A 25,977-nucleotide genomic window follows, 5' to 3' on the forward strand; every position below is an offset into this window, starting at 1 on the left:
AACATCACGCTTTGATCTCGGAAGCACAAATGTCCGGATGCCTGCCGACAGCGGCCGCGTGCGGGATAATCGGGCCGTTCGGGGGAACCCGCCCGCTGGGCGTGGACGAACAACACAGGGAACCAACCGGGTTCTCCAGACACGGAGGCCACCGTGCCGACCACCACCCCGACAGACGCGGCCGCCGAGGGCCGCGCCGGACGGGCACCGTACCTGCCACCCGCCACCCATCCGGTCCGCGCCCTGGTGTGGGCGCTGCATCTGGCGCTGCCCATGCTCGGGCTCTGGCTGCTGCTGGCCAAACCCGACCTGAACATCGTTCTGCAGGACAACCCTGGCCACTTCTGGTTGATCGCCGCCGTCGCCGGGATCAACCTGGTTCTGGGCCTCATGATCAGCGAGGCATCGGCCAGACGGGCGGACGCGCGCCTGCTCCTGGTCTCCCTGGTCTTCCTGAGCAGTGCCGGATTCTTCCTGGTGCACGGACTGAGCACCCCGGGAATCATCCTGGGCGCCCCGAGCCACGGGTTCGACCTGTCCCACCCGGTGGGCCTCCTCGTCGCCTCGGCGTTCGCGTTCACATCGGCGCTCTCACTGGGGGACCGAGCGGCCGAGACCGTCCTGCGGCGCCAGATCTGGCTGCGCGGCGGCCTGGCCGCCCTGATCACCGGCTGGGGGATCGCCTGCCTGGTGCCGGGCCTGACCCCGCTGAGCGACTCGCCCCCCGAGGGCACCGGTCTGGGCGGCCTGGAGTGGATCGGGGTGGCCCTGTACGTGGTGGCGGCCGCGATGATGTTCCAGCTGCACCGCAGCCGCCCCGCGGTCGTGCTGATCAGCCTGATCACCGCCTACGCGCTGCTCGCCGAGTCCCTGGTCGCCGGGTTGTCCCACCGCAACTGGCACCTGTCGTGGTGGCTCTGGCACGTGCTGCTGACCACGGCGTTCCTCTTCGTCGCCTACAGCGCCTACCTTCAGTTCCGGCGGGAGGGCACGAGCGCCGGGCTGTTCGACTCGGTGGCGCTGTCGGCGACGGTCCGCAGGATCAGAGCCGACTACGAGGCCGCCCTGGAGGAACTCGTCGGCCACCTGCGGCGCAACCAGGAGAGCAGGGTCCCGATCGCGAACAGGCTGGCGGGCAGGTTCGGGCTCACCGAGTCCCAGGTGGCGGTGCTCGACCGGGCGGGTGAGTCGCTGGCCAACGAGCGGGAACTGAGCGACAGGCTCGCCGCGCTGGTCGAGGTGGGCCGGCAGGTCCGCGTGGGCCTGCCGGAGCGCGAACTGCTGGCGCAGAGCCTCGACCGCGTGCGGCAGGCGTACGGAGACGTCCGGATCAGGTTGGTCGACAACGGCCGGGTCGCCGTGAACTCCAGGGAGTACGGCCCGAAGGACTTCCCCGAGGACCGGCCGATCCGGCTGGAAGGGAAGGTCGTCCACCCCCTGACCGTGAAGGGCAGGCTCGCCGGGGCGCTGGAGGTGCCGATCGGCAGAACCCCGCAGGACGAGGCGCTCGCCGCCATGCTGGCCGGTCAGCTGTCCATCTCCCTGGAGAACGTCCGCCTCTACAGCGAGCTGGAGACCCTCTTTCGGCAGTACATGTCACCGGACGTGGCCCAGTCGCTGCTGGCCGACCCGCAGACCGCGGCGCTCGGCGGCGAGCTGGTGGAGCTGACCGCGCTCTTCGCCGACCTGAAGGGCTTCACCGGCTTCTCCGAGCGGGTGGCGCCCGGCGAGATCGTCGAGATGCTGAACCGCTACCACACCGCGGCCGTGCCCATCGTGCTCGGCAACGGCGGCACGATCGTGCAGTTCGTGGGTGACGCGCTGCTCGCACTGTTCAACGCCCCCGCCAGGCAGTCCGACCATGCCCTCGCCGCGGCGCGGGCGGGCCTGGCGATGCAGGAGGCCGCCGAGGAGATCGCGGCGGGGATGCCCGGCTATCCTCGCTTCAGGATCGGCATCAACACCGGTGAGGCGCTGGTCGGGAACATCGGCAGCCCCGAGCTTCGCGGTTTCAACGCGATGGGCGACTGCGTCAACGTGGCCGCCAGACTTGAGGGAATCGCCGACCCCGGCAGTGTCGTGATCGGCCAGAGCACCCTCGACCTGATCGGCCCTCGGGCCCGGACTCGTTCCCTGGGCCCGCTCAACCTCAAGGGCAGGGAACGACCCGTCCACGCCCACGTGCTGTCCGGGCTCTGGTAGCCCCGGGAGCCGTACGAGATCACCATGAGGTGGTTATGACTTCCTCCCCCGAGCCGGGTGAGTTCATCACATCGCTCACGAGCGATGAGGTGGCGGCCCTGTACGCCGCCGGGCGTCCCCGGCGCTGGGACAGGGGCGCGACGATGTTCACCGAAGGCGATGCGAGCGACTGGGTGGTCGTCCTGACGTCCGGCCGGGTCAAGGTGTCCTCGCACACCGCGATCGGCAGCGAGGTGGTCCTGGCGATCCGAGGGCCCGGGGCGTTGCTCGGCGAGTTCGCGGCGATCGACGGGCTGCCCAGGTCCGCCACGGTCACCGCCCTCGAACCCGTCGAAGGAGTCACGATCCGCGACTTTCCCGCCTACCTGCGGGACCACGGGAGAGTCGCGGTGCTGCTCATGCGGATGGTGATCGGCAAGATGCGCGACTCCGACCGCAAGCGGATCGAGTACGGCGCGTTCGACACCGCGGGCCGGGTGGCCACCCGGCTGGTCGAGCTGGCCGAGCGGTACGGCGAGCCCACCAACGGCGGGGTCCGGGTGACGTTGCCGCTCTCCCAGGACGAGCTGGCCGGCTGGACCGGCGCCTCCCGCGAGGCGGTCAGCAAGGCGTTGCGCTCCCTGCGCGACCGCGGGCTGATCGAGACGGGCCGCCGCCGTGTGATCATCCACGATTTGGAGGGCCTGCGCAGACGGGCGCGCTGAGGGCGCCCCCTCCCGCGATGCCGATCACCGCCCCCGGACCGGCTCGGGACGCGAGCCGGGTGGGCGTGCCGTGTCCCGTCACCCTAGCGCCGTCCGCCCCGGGTGTGGCCTGACGCGAGCCGCGAGCGAGATGGACGTGCCCTGTGACGGGCCTGGATCAAGATCAACGTACAACGTACGTCAGACTGTGACTCATGGTCGCAATCCCCCAGGACCTGCCCGGATCCCCTGAATACCTATCCAAACTCCGCTACGCGTGGCGGGTCTGCTCGGTCACCAGCCTCGGTATGGTCATGATCGGCATCTCCGGCAGCACGCTGAACGTCGCACTTCCCACCGTGGTCAGGCACTTTCACGCGGACGCGTTCGCGGCCGGCTGGGTCCTGCTGGCCTTCCTCCTCGTCAACACCGCGACGCTGGTGTTCTTCGGCCGGGTGGCCGACCTGCTCGGCCGGCGGGAGATCTATCTGGCGGGGTTCGCCCTGTTCACCGTCGGATCACTGCTGGCCGGGCTCGCCCCCGGCGTCTGGTTCCTGATCGCGATGCGCACCGTGCAGGCGGTCGGAGCCGCGATGGTCCTCGCCAACGGAACCGTGATCATCACCGACGCCTTCCCCCCGGACCGGCTCAGCCAGGGCATGGGCGTCTACATCGGCACCCTCTCGGTCGCCCAGCTCGCCGGCCCCACCGTGGGCGGCCTCATCGCCGAGGCCGCCGGCTGGCAGTGGATCTTCTGGGTGAACGTACCGGTCGGGCTGACCGCCCTCGTCTGGGGAGCGTTCACGCTGCGCCGGGTGCCGCGGGGGGCGCGCAGGCCGGTGGACGCGCTCGGCAACCTGATCGTGTTCGCCGCCCTCTCCGCGGCCCTGATCGCACTGTCCGAGGCGGGGTCCCGAGGCCTGTCCAGCCCCGTGGTGACCGTCGGCATGGCGATCGCGGTGGCACTGGTCCCGATGCTGGTCCTGGTGGAGCGCCGGGCGTCGCACCCCGTACTCAATGTGCGCCTGTTCGGCGAGCGCATGCTGGCCTCCGCCAATCTCGCCTCCTTCTGCAACGCGCTGGCGCGCTCGGCGCTGATCCTGCTGGTCGCCCTCTACTTCCAGGCCGCCAGGGGCATCGACGCCGTCACCGCGGCCCTGGGCGTGCTCCCCGTCCCGATCGGCATGGCCCTGGCCTCCCCGGTCACCGGCGCCCTCGGCCGCCGGGTCAGGCCGTACGCGCTGTCGGTGGGGGGCGCCCTGATGAGCGCGGCCGGGCTGGGCGTCCTGCTCCTGAACACCGCTCCCGCCACGCCGTACTGGATCATCGGGGTCGGCCTGTTCCTGTGCGGCTGCGGCAGCGGCACCTTTCTGACCGGCAACACCACCCAGGTCATGGCCGCCCTGCCGGCGGGGAGCCTGGGGGTGGTGAACGGCTTCCGGCTTATGATCATGAATGTCGGGATCGTGCTGGGGGTCGCCCTCGCGCTCAGCGTGCTGACCGGATCGGTCAGCGCCGAGCTGCGCGGACAGGTGTACGCGGGCACGCTGTCGCGCCTCTCCCCCGTCGCCGTGGAACACCTGATGGCCGGCTTCCAGCGGACCTACGCGGTGCTGTTCACCGTCGCCCTGTGCGGGGCCGTCGCCGCGGCACTGGCCTATCCTCGCCGCCCCCTTCAGGTGGCCGGGAACGACTGATCGGCGGCTCGGCGACGGGCTTCGATACTCGGACATGACCCCCTACCAGCGTGTCTCCCTCCCTCGTACGACATGGCCGACATAATGGGGATGGCCCGCCGGTCAGGATGGACGTCGGGCGCCCTCCCGCACCCTTCTCCTCCCCGGAAACCCGCGTCACCTCGCCACCCGGGTGTTCGACAGGAGGAGCACATGCGTTCCGTCACACGGATCGGGATGGCCACCGCTCTCATGATGAGTCCGGGCGTTCCGATCGAACCGGATGCCGTCCCCACGCCCACGCCCACGCCCAGCGCCACGGCGACGTCCACCCCCACCCCCAGCGCCACACCCACCCCCAGCGCCACCATGACGTCCAGCGCCACAGCCAACACCACGGCCACCGTCACCACCAAAAACCACCAGAAGGTGTCAATTCCTCCCATAGGAGGGAGAAACAGCATCCCCAAGGCGCTGAAGAACGTCCCGTCGCTCCGCGTCCTGCCCCCGTGGCCCCGGCAGGCCAGCCATGTCCGGATATTCGTGCACTGCCCTCCCTCGTCGAACCACGCGCTCGTCGGCTCCACCGCGTTCAACCTGAAGGGGTCGAACCGTCTCTACCGGGAGATCGGGATGGGACTCTCCGACCGGGGACTGGTGCACCGCAGCGCGTCCATCTCCTACTTCGCCCTGCCCGGACCCCACGGGGCCTGCCTGAAGTGCGTGAAGGTCACGATGAACAAGAAAACCCGGATCAGGCGGATCCGGGTGACCGGCCGGGCCTTCGCCCCGCTCTACGTACGAAGGTTCAGCATCTGGCAGTTCTTCGACTGACGATCCACCGCTGACCGGGTGCCGCCCCCGGTGGCTCTCACCTGAGCCACCGGAGAGCGGGAACGGGGGTCAAGAGCCGATCTTGCCGCCCTTCGCGTGCCAGGCGACCACGACGGACGGGCGGGGCTGTGCGGTGCCGCCGTCCGGCCAGTGGCTGCTGGGAGCCTCGGGGGTGGCGCCGTTGGTCTCGCCGGGGTGTTGCACGGCCACGAAGACGCTGCGCTGGTCCGCGCTGACCAGCGGGCCGCAGGTCTCCGCGCCGACCGGCACGCTCAGGAACTGCTTGAGGTGGCCGCGCTCGGAACCGCGGACCGGCATGACGAACAGGCCGTCGTGGGCACCGAGCTGGCTGCCGTCCGTGGAGATCCAGAGGTTGCCGTCGGCGTCGAAGGCCACGTTGTCCGGGCAGGAGATCGCCGAGACCTTGGTCTTGTCGAACCCGGCGAAGTAGGTCGCGGGGTCGTTCGGGTCACCGCAGACCAGCGGCAGGGACCAGGCGAAGGTCGTGGCCCCGGCGTCGTTCCGCCGCTCGACGATCTCCAGGATGTGACCGTGCTTGTTCGCCGGGCGCGGGTTGGCCTCGTCCACCTGGGCCGGAGTCCGGTTGGTGTTGTTGGTCAGCGCCACGTAGACGCCACCGGTGACGGGGTTGCGCTCCACGTCCTCGGGGCGGTCCATCTTGGTCGCCCCGACCTTGTCGGCCGCCACCCGGGTGTGGACGAGCACCTCCGCGGCCGTCATCCCCGGGACGTGCGAGACGTCACCGGTGACCAGCGGGATCCACTCGCCCGAGCCGTCGAACTGCCCGTCGGCCGGGAGCCCGCCGGTGCCGTCGATCTCGGTGGCGGGGCTGTCTCCGGTGAATCTGGCCACGTACAGCGTGCCGTCGTCCAGCAGGTCCCGGTTGTTCCGGTCGAAGCCGGGAATGTAGCGCTTCCTGGAGACGAACTTGTAGACGTACTCGAACCGGGAGTCGTCCCCCATGTAGGCCACCACCCGGCCGTCGGCGGCCAGGGAGGTGGTGGCACCCTCGTGGGCCAGCCTGCCCAGGGCGGTGCGCTTGATCGGGGTGGAGTCCGGATCGAACGGGTCGATCTCCACGATCCAGCCGGTACGGTTGATCTCGTTCGGGTGTTTCGCCAGGTCGAACCGTTCCTCGACCCGGTCGAACCTGCGGTTTCCACTCGGGATGCCCGTCGTGGCGCTCACCCCGTACCGGGTGAGGTAGGGCTTCTGCGCCTCGGGCACGCCGTTGCCGTTGACGAAGTACTGGTTGAAGTTCTCCTCGCCGCTGAGCACCGTGCCCCACGGCGTGGTGCCGCCCGCGCAGTTGTTCAGCATGCCGACCGGCGTGGTGCCCTTCGGGTCGGCCGCGGTCTTCAGCAGGTCGCTGCCGGCCGCCGGGCCGGTGAACCTCATCTGGGTTTGCACGGTGATGCGACGGTTGTAGCGACGGGGCCCCTTGGTCACCAGCCTCCACCGGCCGGAGGCGCCCACCCGCTCGACCTCGACCACCGAGCCGCCGTGCGCGGCCATCGCGATCCTGATCTGCTCCTCCGTCGCGGCGGTGCCGTCCGTGTAACCGCGGAACATCAGGTTCTCGTCGGTGTACTCGTGGTTGACCCAGAGCAGGCCACGGTGCTGCCCCAGCTGGAAGAGCGTCACGTAGTCGCAGTTGTAGCCGAACTGCTTAGCCTGCGCGGCGGCCGTCTGGTTCTCGAAGTCGAACGCCGGAGCGCCGGGCAGCACCGGGTCACCCCAGCCCACCACGACCGCCGACAGGTAGCCCGCGGGGACCGTCACCCTGTCGTCGGTGTTCGGCGCGATGGCGGTGAAGCGCGGGCCGTCCTTCCGGCCGGGGGCCTTCGCCCCCCGGCCCGGATCGGCGACGGCCGGGAGCGCCGTACCGACCCCCACCCCGGCGACGACGGCGCCCAGGGCGCCCGCGCGCAGCACCCCGCGCCGGGTCATCGCCTCGGCGACCACGTCGCCGAAGTAGGTGTTGTCACTGGTGTTCGTCACATCGTGGGCGCACTGGTCACCGCAACGGAACCGGCAGGTGAGCGCACTGCGGCCACCCTTGTGAGGGCTCGTGAGCAGGGGCAGCAGGCGGCGCGGCGACATGTTCGCCACAGGGGCCTCCAAAAAGGGGTGGGGTCTTACCGCCCGGACGCTACGTGCGCCGGCCGAACCCGAGGTGAACGACATTTGCCGGGACGGTGAACCGTTCTCCGGCCGTCACCGGAAGCGGGCAGTTCGGCGGCGTCCTGTCGTCGGAACAGCCCGCTCCGGCGGGCATCATGGAGGGCGTGCCGCCTTACAAGCCCGACCCCGCCAAGGTTCACGCCGCCCTCGACACCCAGCTGAGCTCCCTCGACGAGCCGCCCTACGACGGTCCCACCGGGGTCGCGGCGCTGCTGGACGCCTGCGTGAGCGTGGTGCTGCGAGCCTTCGAGCGCGAGATCCGCCCGGAACGGGAGATCACCCGCTTCGCCGTACGGCATCTGCTGGACAGGCTGGCGACGGCCGCTCCCGGCCGGACCGTCGAGGTCCGGGTCCCGCCCTACGCGGCGGTGCAGTGCGTGGCGGGTCCCCGGCACACCCGAGGCACCCCGCCCAACGTGGTGGAGACCGACGCGCGCACCTGGCTGGACCTGGCCACCGGCCGTCTGACCTGGCCCGCGGCGATGGCCGCCGGTAAGGTCGCGGCGAGCGGAGCCCGCGCCGACCTGTCGGAGCACCTGCCGCTGCGATAGCCCTCGCCGTTCCCCGGCGCGGGCCTCCCCGGGGGGCTCGCCGCCCCTCAGGGGGTGGGGCGGAGCCGAACGCCGAACCTGTCCTCGATGCAGCGCTGCTGCAGCTCCGGTGGCAGGTTGGCGCAGTCACCGATCTTGCTGTAGAGCCAGCTCAGGAACACCGCGGCGACGATCAGAGTGAGGGCGCTCAGCACTATGCCCACCCATGCCCTGCCCGGGGCGGACTTCTTGACGAGCGCGACGATCCCGACGATCAGACCGACAATCGCCACCAGCACGCCGAAGCCGCAGATGACGAGCGACACGATGGCCACGATCCCGAGCACGAGTGCGGCGGTGCCGAGCCCCTCGCCCTGCCTGCGGTCCTCACCCGGATACCCCGGGTAGGGCGTGGCGCCCGGATAGGCGGGCGTGCCAGGCGGCGGGTACGGCGGCTGGTAGGGACCCGCCGCGGACGGCGGCTGGTAGGGGCCTTCCGCGGACGGCGGCTGCGGGCCGGGACCTCCGTAGGGCTGCCCGGCCTGCTGAGCCTCCCCGTATCTCGGCTGCTCCCCGTAGCCGGGCCGGCCCGAATAGCCCGGCTGAGGGGTGCCGGGGGCGGGCTCGGTGGACTCGGGGGGTCGAGGCCGGGCCGCGGGCTCCTCGGCGGGCTCAGGCGGTTCGTAGCGCGAGGGCTGGGCGGGGCCGGGCTGGTCAGGACCGCCCTGAGCCTCCGAGGTGCTCTCCCAGCCGGGATACGCGGCGGGCGTGGTACCGGGCGCGGGGTGCGGCGGCCGTTCCTCCGGCGAGGGCACTTCCCGCTCCCGCCCACCGGACTCCGGTGTCTCGTCCCCCTGCGGAGCGTCCGGATCGCCGGCCTGGTCAGGCGGGGGGATCTCCGGCGCGACCGGCGTGTCCGGATGCGGCGGCACCCTCGGCTCCTCGGGAACGGGGGACGGCGCCTCGCCGGGGCCGGGCACGGGCGACTCGGGATCCGGCTCCTGCCACGGCTCCCGCCGCGGATCGGGCTGGTTCGGGTCCACAGGTGTTGTCACGTCTATTCTCCCGACGCTTGGGCATGCCGGATATCTCACACTCCCCTGTCACCTGCCGACGAAACAGGCTGACACGGTAAAACACCGATGATCGTTCGGTCAGGGTGCGACATGCCACGGAACGGACCCTAGGTGCGAGCAGGGAAGAAGCCGACCTAGAATGAAGCATGTGTTGAAGGGCGACGGCCATCTGAGCCATGACCTTGACCCCCACGACCGGCCTCCGAAGGACGCATGTGGCGTCTTCGGGGTCTGGGCTCCTGGGGAGGAAGTCTCCAAACTCACCTACTACGGACTGTACGCGTTACAGCACCGCGGTCAGGAGTCCGCGGGCATCGCGGTCAGCGAGGGCAGCAGGATCCTCGTCTACAAGGACATGGGACTGGTCTCCCAGGTCTTCGACGAGTCCGTGCTCGGCACCCTCCGCGGCCACCTGGCGATCGGTCACTGCCGCTACTCGACGACCGGGTCGAGCGTCTGGGAGAACGCGCAGCCGACGCTGAGCTCGACCGAGGGCGGCGGGCTCGCGCTCGCCCACAACGGAAACCTGATCAACACCCCGGTGCTGGCCAGGCGTCTGGCCCCGGGTTCCACCCGGGCGACCACCGACACCGAAGTGCTGACGTCGCTGCTGGCCCAGGATCGCACCCAGTCCATCGACGACGCGGCCGCCGAGCTTCTTCCGCAGGTCAGGGGCGCCTACTCGCTCGTCTTCATGGACGAGCGGACACTTTACGCGGCCCGTGACCCCCAGGGCGTCCGCCCGCTGGTCCTGGGACGCCTGGAGCGCGGCTGGGTGGTCGCCTCCGAGACCGCGGCCCTGGACATCGTGGGCGCCACGTTCGTCCGCGAGATCGAACCGGGTGAGCTGATCACCATCGACGAGCGCGGCGTGCGCTCGCGCAAGTTCGCGCTCGCCGAACCCAAGGGCTGCCTGTTCGAGTACGTCTACCTGGCCCGTCCGGACACCACGATCGCCGGGCGCGGCGTGCAGACCACGCGCGTCGAGATCGGCCGCATGCTGGCCCGCGAGCACCCGGTCGAGGCCGACCTGGTCATCCCCACGCCCGAGTCGGGCACCCCCGCCGCCGTCGGCTACGCCGAGGAGAGCGGGATCCCGTACGGCCAGGGCCTGGTCAAGAACTCCTACGTGGGCCGGACCTTCATCCAGCCGTCCCAGACGATCCGCCAGCTGGGCATCCGCCTGAAGCTCAACCCGCTGAAGGAGGTCGTCGCCGGCAAGCGCCTGGTCGTCGTGGACGACTCGATCGTCCGGGGCAACACCCAGCGGGCGATCGTCAAGATGCTGCGCGAGGCGGGCGCCAGGGAGGTGCACGTCCGGATCTCCTCTCCGCCGGTCAGCTGGCCGTGCTTCTACGGCATCGACTTCGCCACCCGGGCCGAGCTGATCGCCGGTTCGCTCAGCGTGGAGGAGATCCGCGCCTCGCTCGGCGCCGACTCGCTCGGATACATCTCGCTGGAGGGCCTGACCGAGGCCACCACGATCCCCGCCGACCGGCTCTGCCGCGCCTGCTTCGACGGTGACTACCCGATCCCGATCGACCAGGACAACGTGGGCAAATACGTGCTGGAGGCCAAGCATTGAGCAGGTCAGGCAGTCAGACCGCCCGGCCGACGAGAGAGGCCCCATGACCAGCTACGCGGCCGCAGGAGTGGACATCGACGCGGGTGAGCGCGCCGTCGAGCTGATGAGATCGAAGGTCGCGCGGTCCCGGCGGCCCGAGGTCGTGGACGACGCCAGCGGCTTCGCCGGCCTCTTCGACGCCTCGGCCCTGCTGTCGTACCGGCGGCCGCTGCTCACCACGTCGACCGACGGCGTCGGCACCAAGGTCATGCTGGCCCAGCGGCTGGGCAAGCACGACACGATCGGCCTCGACCTGGTCGGCATGGTCGTGGACGACCTGGTGGTCTGCGGCGCCGAGCCGCTGTTCATGACCGACTACATCGCCTGCGGCAAGGTCGTTCCCGAACGGATCGCCGAGATCGTGGGCGGCATCGCCGAGGGCTGCCGCCTGGCGGGCTGCGCCCTCATCGGCGGGGAGACCGCCGAGCACCCCGGAGCCATGGGCGCCGACGAGTACGACCTCGCGGGCGCCGCCACCGGCGTGGTGGAGGCCGACCGGATGCTCGGCCGGGACAGGGTCCGCGAGGGCGACGTGGTCCTCGCGCTGGCCTCCTCCGGCGTGCACTCCAACGGCTACTCGCTGGTCCGGCACATCATCGACCGGGCCGGGCTGTCGCTGGAGGCCGAGCTTCCCGAACTGGGCCGGACCCTGGGCGAGGAGTTGCTGGAGCCGACCAGGATCTACTCACTCGACTGCCTGGAGCTGGCCCGCACGGTCGACGTCCACGCGTACGCGCACATCACGGGCGGCGGCCTGGCGAGCAATCTGGCCCGTTCGCTGCCCGACGGGCTGGACGCGCTGCTCGACCGCTCGTCATGGACCCCGCCCGCCGTCTTCGAGGTGCTCGCCGGACACGGCCGGGTGGCTCAGGCCGACATGGACCGCACGTTCAACCTGGGCGTGGGCATGACCGCGATCGTCGCCGCGGAGGCCGTGCGGCCCGCCCTGGCGCTGCTCGGCGAGCGCGACCTTCCGGCCTGGGTGCTCGGCGAGATCGTCGAGGGCTCCGGCCAGGCACGTTTCCGATGACCCGATGGACTTTCCCCGCCCCGGGCCGGGGCGGGGAAAGTCCCGGGTGAGTCGAGTACCACGAAAAGCGCCCCGGACCACCGGAGCGCCGCATATTGTCGACTCCCAGCGAGAGGGACACCCTGCGGCTCTGTGCTCACCGCCGGGTGCCCCGCTCACCGTCAAACCGAAACCCGCCTAGCGGCGCCCGGATGTCCCGTCGTCGCGGTCATCCTTGGAGCCGAAGTCATCGGCGTAATCGGCGTACCGATCCGCCAGCTCGTCGTAGGCGTCGTTGGAGTCGTCGTTGTGGTTGGAGTCGTCTCTGACTCCGAGCTCGTCGCGAAGACGCTCAAGATCAGTGCCACCGCTGTTGTACTTCAGCTGGCGAGCAACCTTGACCTGCTTGGCCTTTGCTCGGCCGCGCCCCATTGGCTCGACCCCCTCGTGTGGGGTCGTGCCCGACCCCTCGTCGCTAACGCACCACGCACTGACGCCACCTGACTTGAGGCGCCAGCTCTCGTTCGCCTACAACCGTACCCGTTTTACGCCCGGCTCGGTACGCCGTATGGGCGTGTGGGGCTAGTGGCCCAGCCAAATGCCCCTAATTCGCCCGACTTCCGACATTCTTCGCTCAGCCAGCCTATCGGCTGCGACAGCCGGAGGGATGCCGTCCTCCGCCGCGGTGGAGAAGATCTTAAGAGTCGTGTCGTAGATCTGGGTGGCCTTTGCCCGCGCCCGGTCCATGTTGAACCCGGCGATCTCGTCCGCGACCTGGATCACCCCGCCGGAGTTGACCAGGTAGTCGGGCGCGTAGAGGATTCCCCGGTCGGCGAGCTGCTTCTCCACGCCGGGGTGGGCCAGCTGGTTGTTGGCCCCGCCGCAGACGATCGTGGCGCGCAGGCGGGCCACCGTCTCGTCGTCCAGCGCTCCGCCGAGGGAGCACGGCGCGTAGACGTCGATGTCGGACCCGGTGAGCTCCAGCCGGTCGGCGACCACCTCCACCCGCGGGTGGCGCCGCAGCAGCCGTGCCACGGCCGCCTCGCTCACGTCGCAGATCACGACCTCGGCGCCCTCCTCGACCAGGTGGCCGACCAGGCGGTGGCCGACCTTGCCCACGCCCTCGACACCGACGCGCCTGCCGCGCAGCGTCGGCGTGCCGTAGGCGTACTCGGCGGCGGCGCGCATGCCCTGGAAAACGCCGTAGGCGGTCAGGATCGACGAGTCCCCGGCTCCGCCGTTGGCCGGCGTCCGGCCGGTCACGTAGGAGCTCTCGCGGGCCACGACGTCCATGTCCTCGCTGTAGGTGCCGACGTCACACGCGGTGTAGTAGCGGCCCCCGAGCGACTGGACGAACCGGCCGTAGGCGCGCAGCAGCGCCTCGCTCTTGTCCTTCGCCGGGTCGCCGATGATGACGGCCTTGCCGCCACCGAGGTCGAGTCCCGCCAGGGCGTTCTTGTAGGCCATCGCCCGTGAGAGATTGAGCACGTCCGCCAGCGCGGCCTGCTCGCTCTCGTAGGGATAGAACCTGGTGCCGCCCAGGCCTGGGCCCAGGGCCGTGTTGTGGATGGCGATGATGGCCCGCAGGCCACTGCGCTCATCGGAGCAGAAAACGACCTGCTCGTGCCTGTTCTGGCCGGTTACCGGGCCCGCGTCCTTGTGGGACAGCCCGAAGACGTCGGTCACTGTGGTGACTCCCAGTCGTCCGTTCCCGCCGCTCCGTCGCGGCGGAGATCACCTTCAGCGTAGCCACAAGCCCGCGGCGGGACGACTCACGCGAAGGTCTCATCACGTTCGACCGGGCGGACGCGCCGCCTCGCCGCGGTCGCCGCGGCTCCCGCGTTCGAGACGGTCGGGTCCCGGGGCCGCGGCCACGAAAGCCGGTCCGGTACGGACAGCGGCCCGCCGTTCGTGACACGATGCGGACGTGTTGCCCTACGCCGCGTACCTCCGCGTCTACGAGCCACTGGTCGCGTTCACCCCCGCGGAGCGCGTCTCGTGGGCCGCCTACGCCGAGGCGGCCGACCGACCGCGCCGCGCCGGCGCCCTGCACGCCGAGCACGGCGAGGCGGTGCGGCGCCTCCTGGGGATCCCACCGGCCCCGGCACCCGCCCAGGAGAGCCCCAACGCCTATCTGAGGCGCGTGGAGGAGGTCCTGTACGTCTGCCCATGGCAGAGCAGGCTGAGGTCGTGGCTGGCCTTCTCACGCTTCCGCGGGACGACCCCGCCCAAGCTGATGGAGCGGTTCGTCCCACCCGCCGTCGCGGCGCAGACCGCCGACGACTTCGACCGGTTCAAGCGCCGTACCGACTCGGCCGCGCTGCGCACGCACATCCGCGGCTCCACCTGGCACGTTCCGACCTCGTGGTTCGTCCCCTTCGACGGCAACGAGCGCTGGCTGGTCATCGACGGCGACGGGAGCCAGGGGGGCACGACCACCACGCGCAATCTGATCTACGTCACCTCCATGGCCCATGCCAGGCGCCGCAGCGCCCGCGCCCTGCAGATCATCAGGAGACAGGTCGGCGAGGTCTCGATCACCGCCGAGGTCGAGGACGTGGCGCGCTGGCTGGAGGAGTTCCACCCGCATTCGCTGGTCGAGCTCGACTACGGCGGCATCGTCAACCTCATGGACGACGAGACGCTCCAGGCCGACGAGTCCGTGGCGGAGCTCGCGGCGGCGCTGACGGGTCTGGAAAAAGGCGAGGAAGAACTGGCGTTCGCCATGTACCAGCGCGTCATCCTCCGCTGGCGATCAATACAACTTCTCGAATCAGCAAACTGACTCGCAAATCATCCCTTCGACCTGCGTAAGTAGGTCCGTCGATGACCGGGGATGCACCTACGAACTGAGTAGTTTGCCGTTTTCACTGCGATACCACGAAACGTGTCGCTAGAATCACCGAGCGTGACAACAACACGTGCACAAGAGAGATGAGTCACTCAAAGACTCGCCAATCGCTCTACGTGGCTGTATGGTCACATCGGGTGATGCCGTATATGGCCCAAACTGCCGCACGCAATGGCCATAGGCGGACATCCGTGACAAGCGTCAAGTCGCAGGATCGCTGTCGCCGGTCCACATGGAGGAGAGGCCGCACAAATGTCAGCTCGTACACCCGAGGCAGAGCCGCTGCTCACCCCGGCGGAGGTCGCAACCATGTTCCGCGTCGATCCCAAGACCGTGACCCGGTGGGCGAAGGCGGGCAAGTTGACGTCCATCCGCACCCTGGGTGGACACCGCCGGTACCGGGAGACCGAGGTTCGCGCGCTGCTCGCGGGGATTCCGCAGCAGCGCTCAGAGTAAGACGGGGGCCGTCACTGACCTAGGGGGATTGGTGCGCGCTCACCCTGTGAGCGCGTAGGCCACACAGGTTTATGGGGAGCGGCGTCGCCCGCCCGGCGCCGCCCCAACCACATGTCCGACGGCTTCCCCGGACCGATCAGCTCGTCTGGTCCCGGAGCAGGTTGTCCAGCAACTCGCCGACCTGCGGGTCGTGCTTGGCCGCCACGCCGAGCAGCGCCACCATGTGGTCGACCAGCATGCGCTCCAGGGCCGGCCGCTCGATGTCGCGGTGCTCCAGCCAGTCGAGGCCCGCGGTCTCGACGGAGGCGATCCAGGAACGCAGCGTGATGCGGAGCGCGGGGCCGGGCTCCTCGACCCGCATCTGCTTCATGATCAGTAAGAACAGCCGGTTCCTGACCGAGTCGACGATCTCCCCGATGTCGCCGCTGCGGTTGGCGGGACCGCCCCTGAGCAGCGCGGCGAAACCCGCCGCGTGCTCCTCCACGAAGTCGAAGTACCGGGTGAGGCCGCCGGCCAGCTCGTCCAGCGGACGGCCGTTCTCATGGGGCTTGAGCCTTGCCTCCAACTGGGCCGCGGCGCTTTTCAGCGCGGCGACGTAGAGCTCCTGCTTGCCGCCGAAGTAGTGGTAGACCAGAGCCCGCGACGCGCCGGCCGCGGAGGCCACGTCGTCGATCGACACGTCTTCCGCGTCTCGCCTGCTGAACAACTCCAGGGCCGCCGCCATGAGCTCCTCACGACGCCGGTCCACGCTGAGCCTGCGCCGCGCCGGCCGCGCGTCACCCGCCGCAGGTTTCGCCTGTTCGGCGGCTCCGGATGTCGAACCCACACCGTGAAGACTATCGGAGTCGGTACGCACGGCGTTGAGGTCAAGATCGGAGTTCCCTACCCCGGAGGCCGTACCCCATTCGGAACTCGATCGTTTTGAGTGACAGGTGCCCATCCACCATCGCGGGGGAGAGCCATGTCAGGACCGCCGGTCAACACCACCGTCACCCGAGCCCGCGGGTTCGCCGAGCCCGTCTTATCCGACGGCTGCGGACCACGCCCGAGACCCACGATCCGCAATGTGGCCGAACGCGCCGGTGTCTCCAAATCACTGGTGTCGCTCGTCCTGCGCGGATCGCCACACGTCAGCGAGCATCGCAGGCAGGCCGTGCTCCAGGCGGCCAGAGACCTCGGCTACCGGCCCAACGCGGTCGCGCGCAGCCTGGTCGAGGGCCGTACCCACCTGGTCGGGGCGCTCGTCGCCGACCTGCACAACCCGTTCTACGCCGAGTTCCTGGACGGCCTGCAGGAGAGCCTGCACGGCGACGGGCTGAGGCTCCTCATCGGCAACAGCCAGTGGGACCCCGCCTTCGAGGACGAGGCGGTCGAGGCGTTCCTCGAACTGCGCGTCGACGGGCTCGTCCTGCTCGGCATCGCGCCCACCAGCGGGACGCTCATCGAGGCCACCGGCTACACGCCCACGGTCGTGGTGGGCGAGCGCGACATCGACCTCGGCGGCGTGGACATCGTCGTCGACGACGACCAACTCGGCGCCCGTCTGGCCGTCGACCATCTCGTGGAGCTCGGCCACCGCCGAATCGCCCACATAGAGGCCTCGGGCATCTCCTCCGGGCGCTTCCGGTGCGAGGGTTACCTGGTCGCGATGCGCAGGCACTCCCTGGCCCCGTACATCATGGTCGAGGAGGGGGCCTCCAGCGAGGAGGGCGGCGCGCGGGCCGCGCACAGCCTGCTCACCCGCGACCCCCGGCCCACAGCGATCTTCGCCGCCAACGATCTGGTGGCCATGGGCGTGCTCTCCGCCGCCGCCGAACTGGGCCTGCGGGTTCCCGAGGACCTGTCGGTGGTCGGGTACGACAACATCCACCGTGCCGGGACCCAGCCGATCTCGCTGACCACCGTGGACCAGCCCCGCCGCGCCATGGGCCGTTCCGCGGCCGCGCTGCTGAACGACCGGATCGGCGACCCCGGCAAGGCCTCACGCCTGCGCCAGGTCGCGCCGCAGCTGGTCGTACGGAACAGCACGAGTGCCACCGAGCGCTGAAGCGCCTGCCTGGAGCGTTACAGGACGCCCAGGCAGGCTTCATCAACTCCCCAAAATCAGGTCAACATCGCGAACGCCGGTGTGCCGCCGGTGTTGACTCTGGCCGAGACGAGGGGGGTAACAATGCGTGATCCGGAACTGGTGTCATGCGCCCAGCGGGCCGCCGCCGAGCTTGAACGGGCGTGGGCGCACTGGCGGGCCGCCCGGGGCCGTGGCGGGGACGCCGGAGCCGAGTCCGTGGCCAGTTACGTGGCCCATTCGATCGACCATCCGTGGGGGCGTCCGCGCGTGGTCCTCGGACTCGACGCCGAGGACGCCAGGGAACTCGCCTCGCTCCTGCAGAAGCAGGAGGTCGGCGAGCACGCCTGGTAACAGAAGGTGACAGCCGGGTATATATCGCAACAATGGCCTAGCCATGTCGTCGCGCCACGTAGGTTGGGTGGTCGACGACCTACCAGGGGGCGATGAGCGTGACCGGCAGAGCACTCGCGACGACCCTTGTCCTGTGCGGCCTGGGCGCCGCCGCCTGCGGCGGCACCACCGGCGGCGCGGACCCCGGGCAAGATCGCGTCCCCGTCCCCGCGGCCGCCACCACCGCCCAGCCCGCGACCGGCGAGGCGACCGGCCTGGCAGCGGGCGCGGCGAGCGGGTCCGCACCCACTCCCACCGCGGCCCGCAAGCCGTTGAGCGGCAAGATCGTGGTCATCGACCCGGGTCACAACGGGCAGAACTACCGCCACCCCGCGGAGATCAACAAGCAGGTCGACGTGCTGACCCAGCGGAAGGCCTGCGACACCACCGGCACCGCCACCGCGAACGGCTACAGCGAGGCCGCCTTCACCTGGGACGTCTCCCAGCGCCTGGACAAGATCCTCAAGAGCCGGGGCGCGAAGGTGGTGCTGACCCGCGCGAACAACAACGGCTGGGGGCCGTGCATCACCCAGCGGGCCGCGATCGGCAACAAGGCCAAGGCGAACGCGGCGATCTCGGTCCACGCCGACGGGTCGGGTCCCGCCAACCACGGCTTCCACGTGATCATCCCGAAGAAGATCGGCGGCCCGGTCGACCCGGTGGTCAAGGACTCCGAGAAGCTCGGCGTCGATGTGCGCAACGCCCTGAAGCGCGGCACCGACCTGTCGTACTCCACCTACATCGGCAAGGCCGCCCTGGACTACCGCAGCGACCTCGGCGGACTGAACCTCTCCACGGTTCCCAAGATCTTCGTCGAGTGCGGCAACATGAAGAACCCGACCGAGGCGGCCAAGTTCCAGCAGGCGGCGTTCCGGCAGAAGATCGCGCTCTCCCTGGCCAACGGGCTGCAGCAGTACCTGACCCACTGAGGCCCGCTCAGCCTCCCGCCGGACCGGCCAGGCCCAGGGACCCGAGGTTGTCCTCGGCCGGGTGGCGGCGCGCGGCCGGACCGGCCGCGAAGGCCCGCAGGATGTTCCCGGTGGCCCTGCGGACGAAGGCGGCGGCCCGTTCCGTGACGCCGTGGCCGCAGCGGGCCCCCCGCATCGCGCACACCCAGCGCATCGTGCCCGAGGAGAACACGGCGGCGCCGCTCGGCACCGTGTAGTAGGCGCTGTGCGCGACCGTGGAGCGTCCGCCGCAGTCGACCGGGGAGACGGACAGGACCTCCATCGGGCGGGGCACGCCCGCGCCGACCCGGTCGGTCTCCACCCCCACCATGCCGGGGAAGGTGGTACCGCGCCGCACCCCGGTCCCCTTGAAGATCCAGTTTCCGGGACGCCAGACCACGTAGGCGGACTCGGAGGGGAAGCAGTCGTACATCGGGCCGGTCAGCGAGCTCTCCGGCCTGCCGGTCGCGCGCCACAGGACCGTGTGGGCGTCCTCGGCGGCGTCCTTGTGGCAGACGACCAGGCGGCGGTGGCCCAGAGGCGTCGCGGCGAAGCGGATCCGCCAGTACACGGCGTTGGCTCCGAGGAAGGCGAGGTTGGTGCCGTGGTCGCGGGCCGCCTCGACGGTGCGGCGCATGCGCGCCGACCAGTACTCGTCGTGGCCCAGGGAGACCAGGCCCCTCGCCCCGTCGAGGAGGTGCGGGTCGCGGTCGAGATCCGCGCTCGTGACGTAGGCGAGCGGGACACCGCTGCGCTCGGCGACCTCGATGGCGTCGCGTTCCATGTCCAGGAAGAGCCGCGCGCCCGATGTGTCGTAGGGGCGGTCGAAGCTGACCGCGCGGGACCTGTCGGTGAAACCGCCTGGCCCGCGGTAGAGACTGCGGCCACCCCAGTCGTTGTACGCCTGCCAGGTGGTGACCGCGTTGACGACGACCAGGCGTGCCCTGGTGGAGGTGGACCTGACGGTGAGGGGCACGTAGCGACTGCCTCCGGTGGCGGCGTCCAGCCTGATCAGGTAGGAGCCCTCCGGCCAGCCGGAGGTGTCCACCTCGGGGCCCGGCCTCCAGTGGGCGGCGGTCACCGTGCGGGTGGCGGCGATCGTCCTGGCCGGGGCCTGCCTCATGCCGGGCAGCCCGCCCGCCCGCCAGACCTGCCTGGCCCCGGCTCCGCCGTACCAGCCCATCCGGAAGGCCCTGGCGGTGTAGCGGTCGGCGGTGGTCGAGACGTACAGCCGGAAGCTCTCTCCCGGCGGCACGCTCACCCGGTCGGCGAAGCCCTCGATCTCATGCTCGGCACCGCGGTGGCGCACTCGCCAGTCCGGGGTGCCCGGCCTGGCGTTCTCGATCACGGTGGCGCTCCGTACCGCGGACGCCGACGCCGAGGGAGTGGGCGAGAGCGGCTCCGCGGGCCGCTCGACGGTGGCGCTGCATCCGGCGACCAGCAGTGTCGCCATCAGGGTCATCAGCGGTGTACGGGCCGAATGCCGGGACGTCTGGAACATGAGCAGCAGCATGTCCAGCTGGGCGATCCCCCGCGGTTCTCCCTCGCCGGACTTGGGTGGTTCTTGAGCTCATGATCCGGGTCGGCAAAGTAAAAGGCTTATCCGCCGATGGGTTTGGCATGATGCGAACCATGACTGACCTCCTGCCGCTTCCCGCCGCGTACACGCCTGTGGACGGCTCCCTCGGGCTCTCCCCCGGAGTCGGCGTCCGGGGCCCCGCCGAGCTGGTCGACGCGGTACGGCTCGCACTCGCCGTACTCGACCCGCGCCCGGACGAGGCGGGTGTGATCAGGGTGGAACCCGACGCGTCGCTCGGCGCCGAGTCGTACACCCTGGACGTGACGGCCCAGGGCGTGCGGATCGCGGCCGGAGACCGCGCCGGGGCCTTCTACGCGGGCCAGACGCTCCGGCAGCTGCTCCCCGCCGCGGCGTTCCGCACGGTGCCGAGGACGGGCTGGAGCGTCCCCCTCGGCCGGGTGCGGGACGCGCCCCGGTTCTCCTGGCGCGGGGCGCACCTGGACGTGGCACGGCACTTCATGCCCAAGCGCGAGGTGCTCAGGATGGTCGACCTCATGGCGGCGCACAAGCTGAACCGCCTCCACCTGCACCTGGTGGACGACCAGGGCTGGCGGGTCGAGAGCCGCAGGCACCCGCGGCTGCACGAGGTGGGCTCGCACCGCCCGCGCACGGTCACCAGCTACTACCGGGAGGACCTGACCTTCGACGAGGTGCCGCACGGCGGCTACTACACGCTGGACGACCTCGCCGAGATCGGCGCCTACGCGCGGGCCCGCGCCGTGACCGTCGTGCCCGAGATCGACGTGCCGGGACACGCGTCGGCGATCCTCGCCGCCCATCCCGAGCTGGACGCCCGCGCCACCGGGGGCCGACGACCCGAGCCCTTCCGGGTACTGGAGCGCTGGGGCATCTCCCCCGCGATCCTGTCCCCGCTGCCCGGCACCGTCGACTTCCTGACCGACGTGTTCGACGAGATCCTGGAGGCGCTGGGCGAGGCCCCGTACGTCCATATCGGCGGGGACGAATGCGTGCTCGACGACTGGGCCGCCTCCCCCGAGATCGTCGCCTTCCAGGCGGAGCTGGGGCTGGGGAACCTCACCGACCTGCACGCCTGGTTCCTGCGTCGGCTGGCGGACGTGCTGGCGACGCGTGGCAGCCGGGCCTTGGTGTGGGACGAGGCGTTCGTCAGCGGCATGCTCAGGCCCGACACGATCGTGATGCCCTGGCGCGGCCCCGGGGTGGCCAGGCGCGCCGCCGCGGCCGGGCACGACGTGGTACAGACTCCGGTCTTCCCGCTGTACTTCGACTACGCCGAGGCCGCGTCCGAGCTGGAGCCGGTGGCGATCGGCGACACGATCACCGTCTCCGACGTCGCGGCCTTCGCCCCGGCGCCGCAGGAGTGGACGGCCGGGGAGCGGGAGCGCGTGCTCGGGGCGCAGTTCCAGCTGTGGAGCGAGCGGCTGCCCGACGGGCGCGCGGTGGACTACCGGGCCTGGCCCCGAGGGTGCGCGCTGGCCGAGGTCACCTGGTCGGGCTCGGCCGGGGCCGGGTTCGACGCCCGGCTGGAGACGCATCTGGGCCGCCTCGACGCGCTCGGCGTCGAGTACCGGCCGCCGGCCGGCCCGCGCCCCTGGCAGCTGGGCGGTACCGGCCATCGGCGGCACCGGCCGGGGATCGTCAGGGCGGACGAGGCCATGAGGCATCTGGAGGAGAAGACCCACGACGCCGACTCGACCCGGCCGAGCCTCTGACCCCGGCCGACCGGGACGGAAGAGCACCGACCGCCCCGGACGGCCGGACAGGGCCTGCGGCGGATCAGCCCGCCACCTGGTAGCCGGCCTCCTTGATGGCGGCGCGGACGGCCGCGTCGTCGAGAGAGTCGCCGGAGACGTCGACCCTGCCGGTCGCGAGGTCGACGTCGACACCGGTGACGCCGGAGACCTCGCCGACCTCCTCCTTGACCGAGCTCACGCAGTGGCCACAGGTCATGCCGGTGACGGTATATGTGATCACGCTCATCGTGCCTCCAATGCCCCAGGGTTACCTGCCCAGGGTATATCGCCCCCCGGGGGGAGCGGATCAGGCCGCGGTGCGGCCGATTATCTGCCGGAGGTCCACCACGCCGTGACGGCGGAGCCTGCGGGCGAGCTCGCGGTTGACGCGATACGCCCAGAGGGGCCCCTCGTAGATCAGCGCACTGTAGCCCTGAACGAGCGTGGCCCCGGCGAGCAGGCGTTCCCAGACGTCGTCCACGTCCTCCACACCGCCTACGGAGACGAGCACCAGGCGGTCGCCCACCCTCGCGCGCAGCCTGCGCAGCACTTCCAGGGACCTGGCCTTCAGCGGCCTGCCGGACAGGCCGCCGCTCTGCCGGGCCAGGTCACGCTCCGCGCCGGTCAGCGCCTGCCTGCCGATCGTGGTGTTGGTGGCGATGATGCCGTCGAGACCGAGCTCCAGGGCCAGGTCGGCGACCGCGTCCACATCGTCGTCCGCCAGGTCGGGCGCTATCTTGACCAGCAGCGGGGTGCGCTTGGGGGTGGCGTCGGCGACCTCCTTCACCGCCCGCAGCAGCGGGCCGAGCAGTTCCACGGCCTGGAGGTCGCGCAGCCCGGGGGTGTTGGGCGAGCTGACGTTGACGACCAGGTAGTCGGCCAGCGGAGCGAGCTTTCTGGCGCTGGTCACGTAGTCGTCGACGGCCCCCGACTCGGGCACCACCTTGGTCTTGCCGATGTTGACGCCGACGATCGCCGGAACGCCCCTGGGCCTGCTCAGCAGCCGGGCCGCCGCGGAGGCTCCGGCGTTGTTGAAACCCATCCTGTTGATGATCGCCCGGTTTCCCACGAGGCGGAACAGCCGGGGCCGGGCGTTGCCCGGCTGCGCGTGGGCGGTGATCGTGCCGACCTCGACGTGGCCGAAGCCGAGCGCGGACACGGCCTCCACACAGCCGGCGTCCTTGTCGAAGCCGGCCGCCAGCCCGAACGGGCCGGGGAAGTGCACGCCGAAGGCCTGCACGCGCAGTGCGGTATCGCGCGGCGCGAGGCTGCGGTGGAGCAGCCTCTTGACCACGGGCATGACCGAGAGGGCGCGGAGCGCGCGCACCGTCAGATGGTGCGCGTCCTCCGCGTCGAGGCGGCTGAGGACCTGCGAGAAGACGAATCTGTACATCACCGATCAGGTTAGTGCCGACTCGCGCCGACCAGGTCACCGGTGTGCCTGATCAGCGGGCATTCGCCGGGTTCAGCCCCAAGACGTGAGCAGGATCACCGCATCTCTCCGGCTCCTTCGCCGAGCAGTTCGGCCGCGAGGTCGGCGACCCGGCGACGGCTGTCCCTGGCCTGCTTGCGCAGACCGGTGAATGCCTGGGTGGCGGTCAGGTCGTGCTTTCCCATCAGATAGCCGATCGCCCGCTCGATGACCACGCGGTAGTCGAGGGCGTACTGGAGCTGCTCGGCCAGCGCGCTCTTCTCCTCGGCGGCCATCGCGGCGGCGAGCAGTTGCTCGATCACGTCCGCGTAGCCGTAGAGGGCTTGAATGTCCGACTCGTCCCACTGGTAAACCGTGGCCTGGTAGACGTTCAACGTACCCACCGGCTCGCTGCCGAGCCGGACGGGCACCCCTGCCACCGCCCGCACCTCCGGGTGGAGCCGGTCGGCGAGCTTCGGCCAGCGCGGGTCGACACGCACGTCGCTCGAGGTCACCGCGCAATTCTCTTCAAACGCGGAAATGCACGGTCCCTGACCAAGATGGAGCTGCGCGCCCTCAAGACTCCGCCCCGGGTCGTCGGTGGCGACCAAATAGCGAAGATCCTTTCCCTCCTCCGCGAACATCAGCCCCGCACCCGAATACCCGAACAGCGAGTTCACCACGTCCACGGCACGCTCCAGCTGATGGACTATGCCTATGGCGGGCGAGGTCGTCCTGAGCTTTCTCAAGCTCGCGACCAGCGCTTCCGGATCAATGTGAGTCATATGCGGGGCGCCTTTCAGCGTCGACCTGGTTACTTGACACGCACACTACGACTGCCCAGAAATAGGAGATCTATTGGCCAGCGCCTGGAGAACCATCACCATGAGCTCGCCGAGGCGTTCCCCGGCCCGGACTTTCGCGGGTTGCCATTCATGGCTCATCCGGTCGTAGAAATTCAGGGTGCCGATCAGCCGTTCCTCGGTTCGCAACGGCACCGAGAGCACCGCGCGGACCTCCGAGACCCGCGCGGCCACGCCGGGGAACCCGAGGGGCCTGGCCGCCCTCAGGTCGTCGACCGTGACGTCCTCCCCCCGGGCCAGGCTCTCGATGGCCGGCCCGGAGCCGATCTGCTCCTGGATCAGCTCCAGGCGCCGGCCGTGGTCGTCGGAACCGCCGATCGCCCGCAACCGGTCGTGGTCGTCTATCAGCATGAGCGCCGCGCCGTCGGCGCCGAGAACGTCGGCGAGCGCACCGAGGGTGCGATCGATGAGCCGGGAGAATTCGAGGACCTGTGTCATGGGCGGGCTTCCTCCACGTCGAGGTAGCTCCGCGGACACAGGGCGGAATGATCTGCGGATCAGAGCCTAGTGCTGCCCGATGACTCCGGCCAAGCGGTTCCTTTCCCCGGCCGCATATCGCCGTCAACACATCGTCAAGCGTTCGGCAAACAGAGATCGGCAGGGTGGACCGCATGAACACCCTGTCACGTTCGGCCATCGCCCGGCGGCGGCGCACCCTGGCGCACACCGTGCTCCGCGACCTCACGGAAACCGGTGACGTCACGGTCCCTGTCTGGTGGGAGGAGGAGATCCAGCGGGAGTTCGGCGGGCTCGGCGGGTTTCTGGCCGAGCTGAGCCGGCAGTGGTGGACCGCCTACGCCGCACACCTGGACGCGCTGATCGAGCTCGGCGTCGACGACCCCTCCCAGGCGTGGGACGACGTCGCGGCACAGATGCCGCGGCTACGGGCCGTCCTCGACGCCTACCCGGACGAGGCGTCGCTCGCCGAGGCCGAGCGACGGCACTGCGACGTCCTGCGCTGGACCACCCGGCGCGAATCCAAGCCCGCGGCCTGAGGCTTTACCCGGGGTGAAAAGAATATTCACCGGAAATCGGGTAGCCATGAACGATGGTTCGATCTGTCCAAGGTGAGTCACCACCTCACGGAAATCCCGATGATCACTCCGCCGACCTGCGCCTGGGCATACGCCTGACGCTGGCGGTGGTGGCAGTGGCGATCTTCACGGTGCCGTTCGTGGTCCTGCTCGTACTTGTGAAGACCTCCTCCTCACCGCTCAGGAGCTTCGACGAGGGCATCGCCCTCCAGCTGCACGCCCAGGCACTGGAGCACCCCGGCTACACGGCCTTCCTCAACGTGGCGACCGAGGTCTTCGGCCCCTGGACATGGCGTGGGCTGGTGCTGCTGACCGCCGCCTGGCTCTGGTACCGGGGCGCGCCGCGGCTGGCCGTCTGGGCGGTCGCCACGATCACCTTCGGCGGCCTGCTGAACCTCGCGGTCAAGGGGATCGTCGACCGCGCCCGGCCCGACCTGCCCGATCCGGTGGCCTCGGCGCCCGGCGCCTCCTTCCCCTCCGGCCACGCGATGGGCGCCGCGCTGGGCGCGTGCATCCTCGTGCTCATCCTGCTGCCCTTCCTGCGGACTCCGGCCTCCCGGATCGCCGCCTGGATCGTCGCGGCGGTCATCGTGGTGTTCGTCGCCTACAGCCGGGTGGCGCTCGGCGTCCACTGGACCAGTGACGTCGTCGCCGGGGTCGCGCTGGGCGTGGTGGTCGTGGTGGGAACGGCCGTGGGCTTCGAGGCCTGGCGCCGGGGAGAGGGCCGCAAACCCGTCGAACCGCCCATGGAAGGCATCGAACCCGAGGCGTTCCGGTGAGGCCATTCGGGGTAGCTGGCGCGCCATGTCGAAAATGTCGGTGGACTT

25 protein-coding genes are annotated in these 25,977 nt (G+C 70.3%); 15 read left to right on the forward strand and 10 right to left on the reverse strand.

Annotated features, from left to right (window positions below; all coding sequences use genetic code 11):
* Positions 1-153 precede the first annotated feature (153 nt).
* The 4 genes from AB0J58_RS10050 to AB0J58_RS10065 all read left to right on the forward strand — a co-directional run bounded on the left by AB0J58_RS10050 (position 154) and on the right by AB0J58_RS10065 (position 5,395).
* Positions 154-2,202 carry an adenylate/guanylate cyclase domain-containing protein gene (locus AB0J58_RS10050; RefSeq protein WP_364212840.1) on the forward strand — a complete coding sequence of 683 codons (2,049 nt, stop codon included), beginning with the start codon at positions 154-156 and terminating at the stop codon, positions 2,200-2,202.
* Positions 2,203-2,237: 35 nt separating this feature from the next.
* The gene (locus AB0J58_RS10055; protein ID WP_364212843.1) at positions 2,238-2,906 is read left to right on the forward strand and encodes a Crp/Fnr family transcriptional regulator; all 669 of its coding nucleotides are present in this window, start codon (positions 2,238-2,240) and stop codon (positions 2,904-2,906) included.
* Positions 2,907-3,100: 194 nt separating this feature from the next.
* Positions 3,101-4,582 carry an MFS transporter gene (locus AB0J58_RS10060; protein ID WP_364212846.1) on the forward strand — a complete coding sequence of 494 codons (1,482 nt, stop codon included), beginning with the start codon at positions 3,101-3,103 and terminating at the stop codon, positions 4,580-4,582.
* Between the two features lie 192 nt (positions 4,583-4,774).
* Positions 4,775-5,395 (forward strand): hypothetical protein, encoded by a 621-nt coding sequence (locus tag AB0J58_RS10065; protein ID WP_364212849.1) that lies wholly within the window; start codon positions 4,775-4,777, stop codon positions 5,393-5,395.
* Positions 5,396-5,464: 69 nt separating this feature from the next.
* Here the strand turns inward: AB0J58_RS10065 and AB0J58_RS10070 are convergent, their stop codons facing one another.
* Positions 5,465-7,519, reverse strand: coding sequence for a PhoX family phosphatase (locus AB0J58_RS10070; protein WP_364213104.1), 2,055 nt, complete (start codon positions 7,517-7,519; stop codon positions 5,465-5,467).
* A 176-nt stretch (positions 7,520-7,695) separates the two neighbouring features.
* Here AB0J58_RS10070 and AB0J58_RS10075 point away from each other — a divergent pair, with 176 nt between their 5' ends.
* Positions 7,696-8,151, forward strand: a complete 456-nt coding sequence (locus AB0J58_RS10075; protein ID WP_343972856.1) for a sterol carrier family protein — start codon at positions 7,696-7,698, stop codon at positions 8,149-8,151.
* A gap of 47 nt (positions 8,152-8,198) precedes the next feature.
* Here the strand turns inward: AB0J58_RS10075 and AB0J58_RS10080 are convergent, their stop codons facing one another.
* Positions 8,199-9,185, reverse strand: coding sequence for a hypothetical protein (locus tag AB0J58_RS10080; RefSeq protein WP_364212852.1), 987 nt, complete (start codon positions 9,183-9,185; stop codon positions 8,199-8,201).
* A 160-nt stretch (positions 9,186-9,345) separates the two neighbouring features.
* On the opposite strand from AB0J58_RS10080, the gene purF reads away from it, so the two are divergent.
* Together purF and purM are read left to right on the forward strand one after the other, a co-directional pair.
* A complete protein-coding gene (purF, locus tag AB0J58_RS10085; protein ID WP_364212854.1) occupies positions 9,346-10,791 on the forward strand; it encodes an amidophosphoribosyltransferase in 1,446 nt (481 codons plus the stop codon).
* 43 nt (positions 10,792-10,834) lie between these two features.
* The gene (gene purM / locus AB0J58_RS10090) at positions 10,835-11,860 is read left to right on the forward strand and encodes a phosphoribosylformylglycinamidine cyclo-ligase (protein ID WP_364154283.1); all 1,026 of its coding nucleotides are present in this window, start codon (positions 10,835-10,837) and stop codon (positions 11,858-11,860) included.
* Between the two features lie 177 nt (positions 11,861-12,037).
* On the opposite strand, the gene AB0J58_RS10095 is transcribed toward purM, so the two are convergent.
* Together AB0J58_RS10095 and AB0J58_RS10100 are read right to left on the reverse strand one after the other, a co-directional pair.
* Positions 12,038-12,271 (reverse strand): DUF3073 domain-containing protein, encoded by a 234-nt coding sequence (locus AB0J58_RS10095; RefSeq protein WP_030917477.1) that lies wholly within the window; start codon positions 12,269-12,271, stop codon positions 12,038-12,040.
* Positions 12,272-12,421: 150 nt separating this feature from the next.
* The gene (locus AB0J58_RS10100) at positions 12,422-13,525 is read right to left on the reverse strand and encodes a Glu/Leu/Phe/Val dehydrogenase dimerization domain-containing protein (protein WP_364212857.1); all 1,104 of its coding nucleotides are present in this window, start codon (positions 13,523-13,525) and stop codon (positions 12,422-12,424) included.
* Between the two features lie 241 nt (positions 13,526-13,766).
* On the opposite strand from AB0J58_RS10100, the gene AB0J58_RS10105 reads away from it, so the two are divergent.
* Both AB0J58_RS10105 and bldC read left to right on the forward strand, forming a co-directional pair.
* Positions 13,767-14,624, forward strand: a complete 858-nt coding sequence (locus AB0J58_RS10105) for a hypothetical protein (RefSeq protein ID WP_343972719.1) — start codon at positions 13,767-13,769, stop codon at positions 14,622-14,624.
* Positions 14,625-14,942: 318 nt separating this feature from the next.
* Positions 14,943-15,146 carry a developmental transcriptional regulator BldC gene (bldC, locus tag AB0J58_RS10110; protein WP_013133571.1) on the forward strand — a complete coding sequence of 68 codons (204 nt, stop codon included), beginning with the start codon at positions 14,943-14,945 and terminating at the stop codon, positions 15,144-15,146.
* Between the two features lie 136 nt (positions 15,147-15,282).
* On the opposite strand, the gene AB0J58_RS10115 is transcribed toward bldC, so the two are convergent.
* Positions 15,283-15,972, reverse strand: coding sequence for a TetR/AcrR family transcriptional regulator (locus tag AB0J58_RS10115; RefSeq protein ID WP_364212860.1), 690 nt, complete (start codon positions 15,970-15,972; stop codon positions 15,283-15,285).
* Positions 15,973-16,212: 240 nt separating this feature from the next.
* Between AB0J58_RS10115 and AB0J58_RS10120 the strand changes: the two genes are divergently transcribed.
* From AB0J58_RS10120 to AB0J58_RS10130, 3 genes are all read left to right on the forward strand, one after another.
* On the forward strand, positions 16,213-17,193 hold the full coding sequence (locus AB0J58_RS10120) for a LacI family DNA-binding transcriptional regulator (RefSeq protein WP_343972713.1): 981 nt from the start codon (positions 16,213-16,215) through the stop codon (positions 17,191-17,193).
* Between the two features lie 123 nt (positions 17,194-17,316).
* Entirely contained in the window at positions 17,317-17,565 is a 249-nt protein-coding gene (locus AB0J58_RS10125) for a hypothetical protein (protein WP_343972710.1), read from the forward strand.
* 92 nt (positions 17,566-17,657) lie between these two features.
* Positions 17,658-18,533 (forward strand): N-acetylmuramoyl-L-alanine amidase, encoded by an 876-nt coding sequence (locus AB0J58_RS10130; RefSeq protein ID WP_364212863.1) that lies wholly within the window; start codon positions 17,658-17,660, stop codon positions 18,531-18,533.
* Positions 18,534-18,540: 7 nt separating this feature from the next.
* Here AB0J58_RS10130 and AB0J58_RS10135 read toward each other — a convergent pair whose 3' ends face one another.
* Positions 18,541-20,052: a N,N-dimethylformamidase beta subunit family domain-containing protein gene (locus tag AB0J58_RS10135; RefSeq protein ID WP_364212865.1), complete on the reverse strand. Its 1,512-nt coding sequence runs from the start codon at positions 20,050-20,052 to the stop codon at positions 18,541-18,543.
* A gap of 131 nt (positions 20,053-20,183) precedes the next feature.
* Between AB0J58_RS10135 and AB0J58_RS10140 the strand changes: the two genes are divergently transcribed.
* Positions 20,184-21,821 carry a beta-N-acetylhexosaminidase gene (locus AB0J58_RS10140; RefSeq protein WP_364212867.1) on the forward strand — a complete coding sequence of 546 codons (1,638 nt, stop codon included), beginning with the start codon at positions 20,184-20,186 and terminating at the stop codon, positions 21,819-21,821.
* 64 nt (positions 21,822-21,885) lie between these two features.
* Here the strand turns inward: AB0J58_RS10140 and AB0J58_RS10145 are convergent, their stop codons facing one another.
* The 4 genes from AB0J58_RS10145 to AB0J58_RS10160 form a co-directional block, all read right to left on the reverse strand.
* Positions 21,886-22,089 (reverse strand): cation transporter, encoded by a 204-nt coding sequence (locus tag AB0J58_RS10145; RefSeq protein WP_364212869.1) that lies wholly within the window; start codon positions 22,087-22,089, stop codon positions 21,886-21,888.
* A 60-nt stretch (positions 22,090-22,149) separates the two neighbouring features.
* Positions 22,150-23,235: a quinone-dependent dihydroorotate dehydrogenase gene (locus AB0J58_RS10150; protein WP_364212871.1), complete on the reverse strand. Its 1,086-nt coding sequence runs from the start codon at positions 23,233-23,235 to the stop codon at positions 22,150-22,152.
* Positions 23,236-23,330: 95 nt separating this feature from the next.
* Entirely contained in the window at positions 23,331-24,038 is a 708-nt protein-coding gene (locus AB0J58_RS10155; protein ID WP_364212873.1) for a GAF and ANTAR domain-containing protein, read from the reverse strand.
* Between the two features lie 45 nt (positions 24,039-24,083).
* On the reverse strand, positions 24,084-24,554 hold the full coding sequence (locus tag AB0J58_RS10160; protein WP_364154270.1) for a GAF domain-containing protein: 471 nt from the start codon (positions 24,552-24,554) through the stop codon (positions 24,084-24,086).
* A 173-nt stretch (positions 24,555-24,727) separates the two neighbouring features.
* Between AB0J58_RS10160 and AB0J58_RS10165 the strand changes: the two genes are divergently transcribed.
* A complete protein-coding gene (locus AB0J58_RS10165; protein ID WP_364212876.1) occupies positions 24,728-25,111 on the forward strand; it encodes a hypothetical protein in 384 nt (127 codons plus the stop codon).
* A 53-nt stretch (positions 25,112-25,164) separates the two neighbouring features.
* Entirely contained in the window at positions 25,165-25,929 is a 765-nt protein-coding gene (locus AB0J58_RS10170; protein WP_343972684.1) for a phosphatase PAP2 family protein, read from the forward strand.
* The last annotated feature ends 48 nt before the right edge of the window (positions 25,930-25,977 follow it).

This window comes from Streptosporangium sp. NPDC049644 (assembly GCF_040675205.1).
Taxonomy (GTDB): domain Bacteria; phylum Actinomycetota; class Actinomycetes; order Streptosporangiales; family Streptosporangiaceae; genus Streptosporangium; species Streptosporangium fukuiense.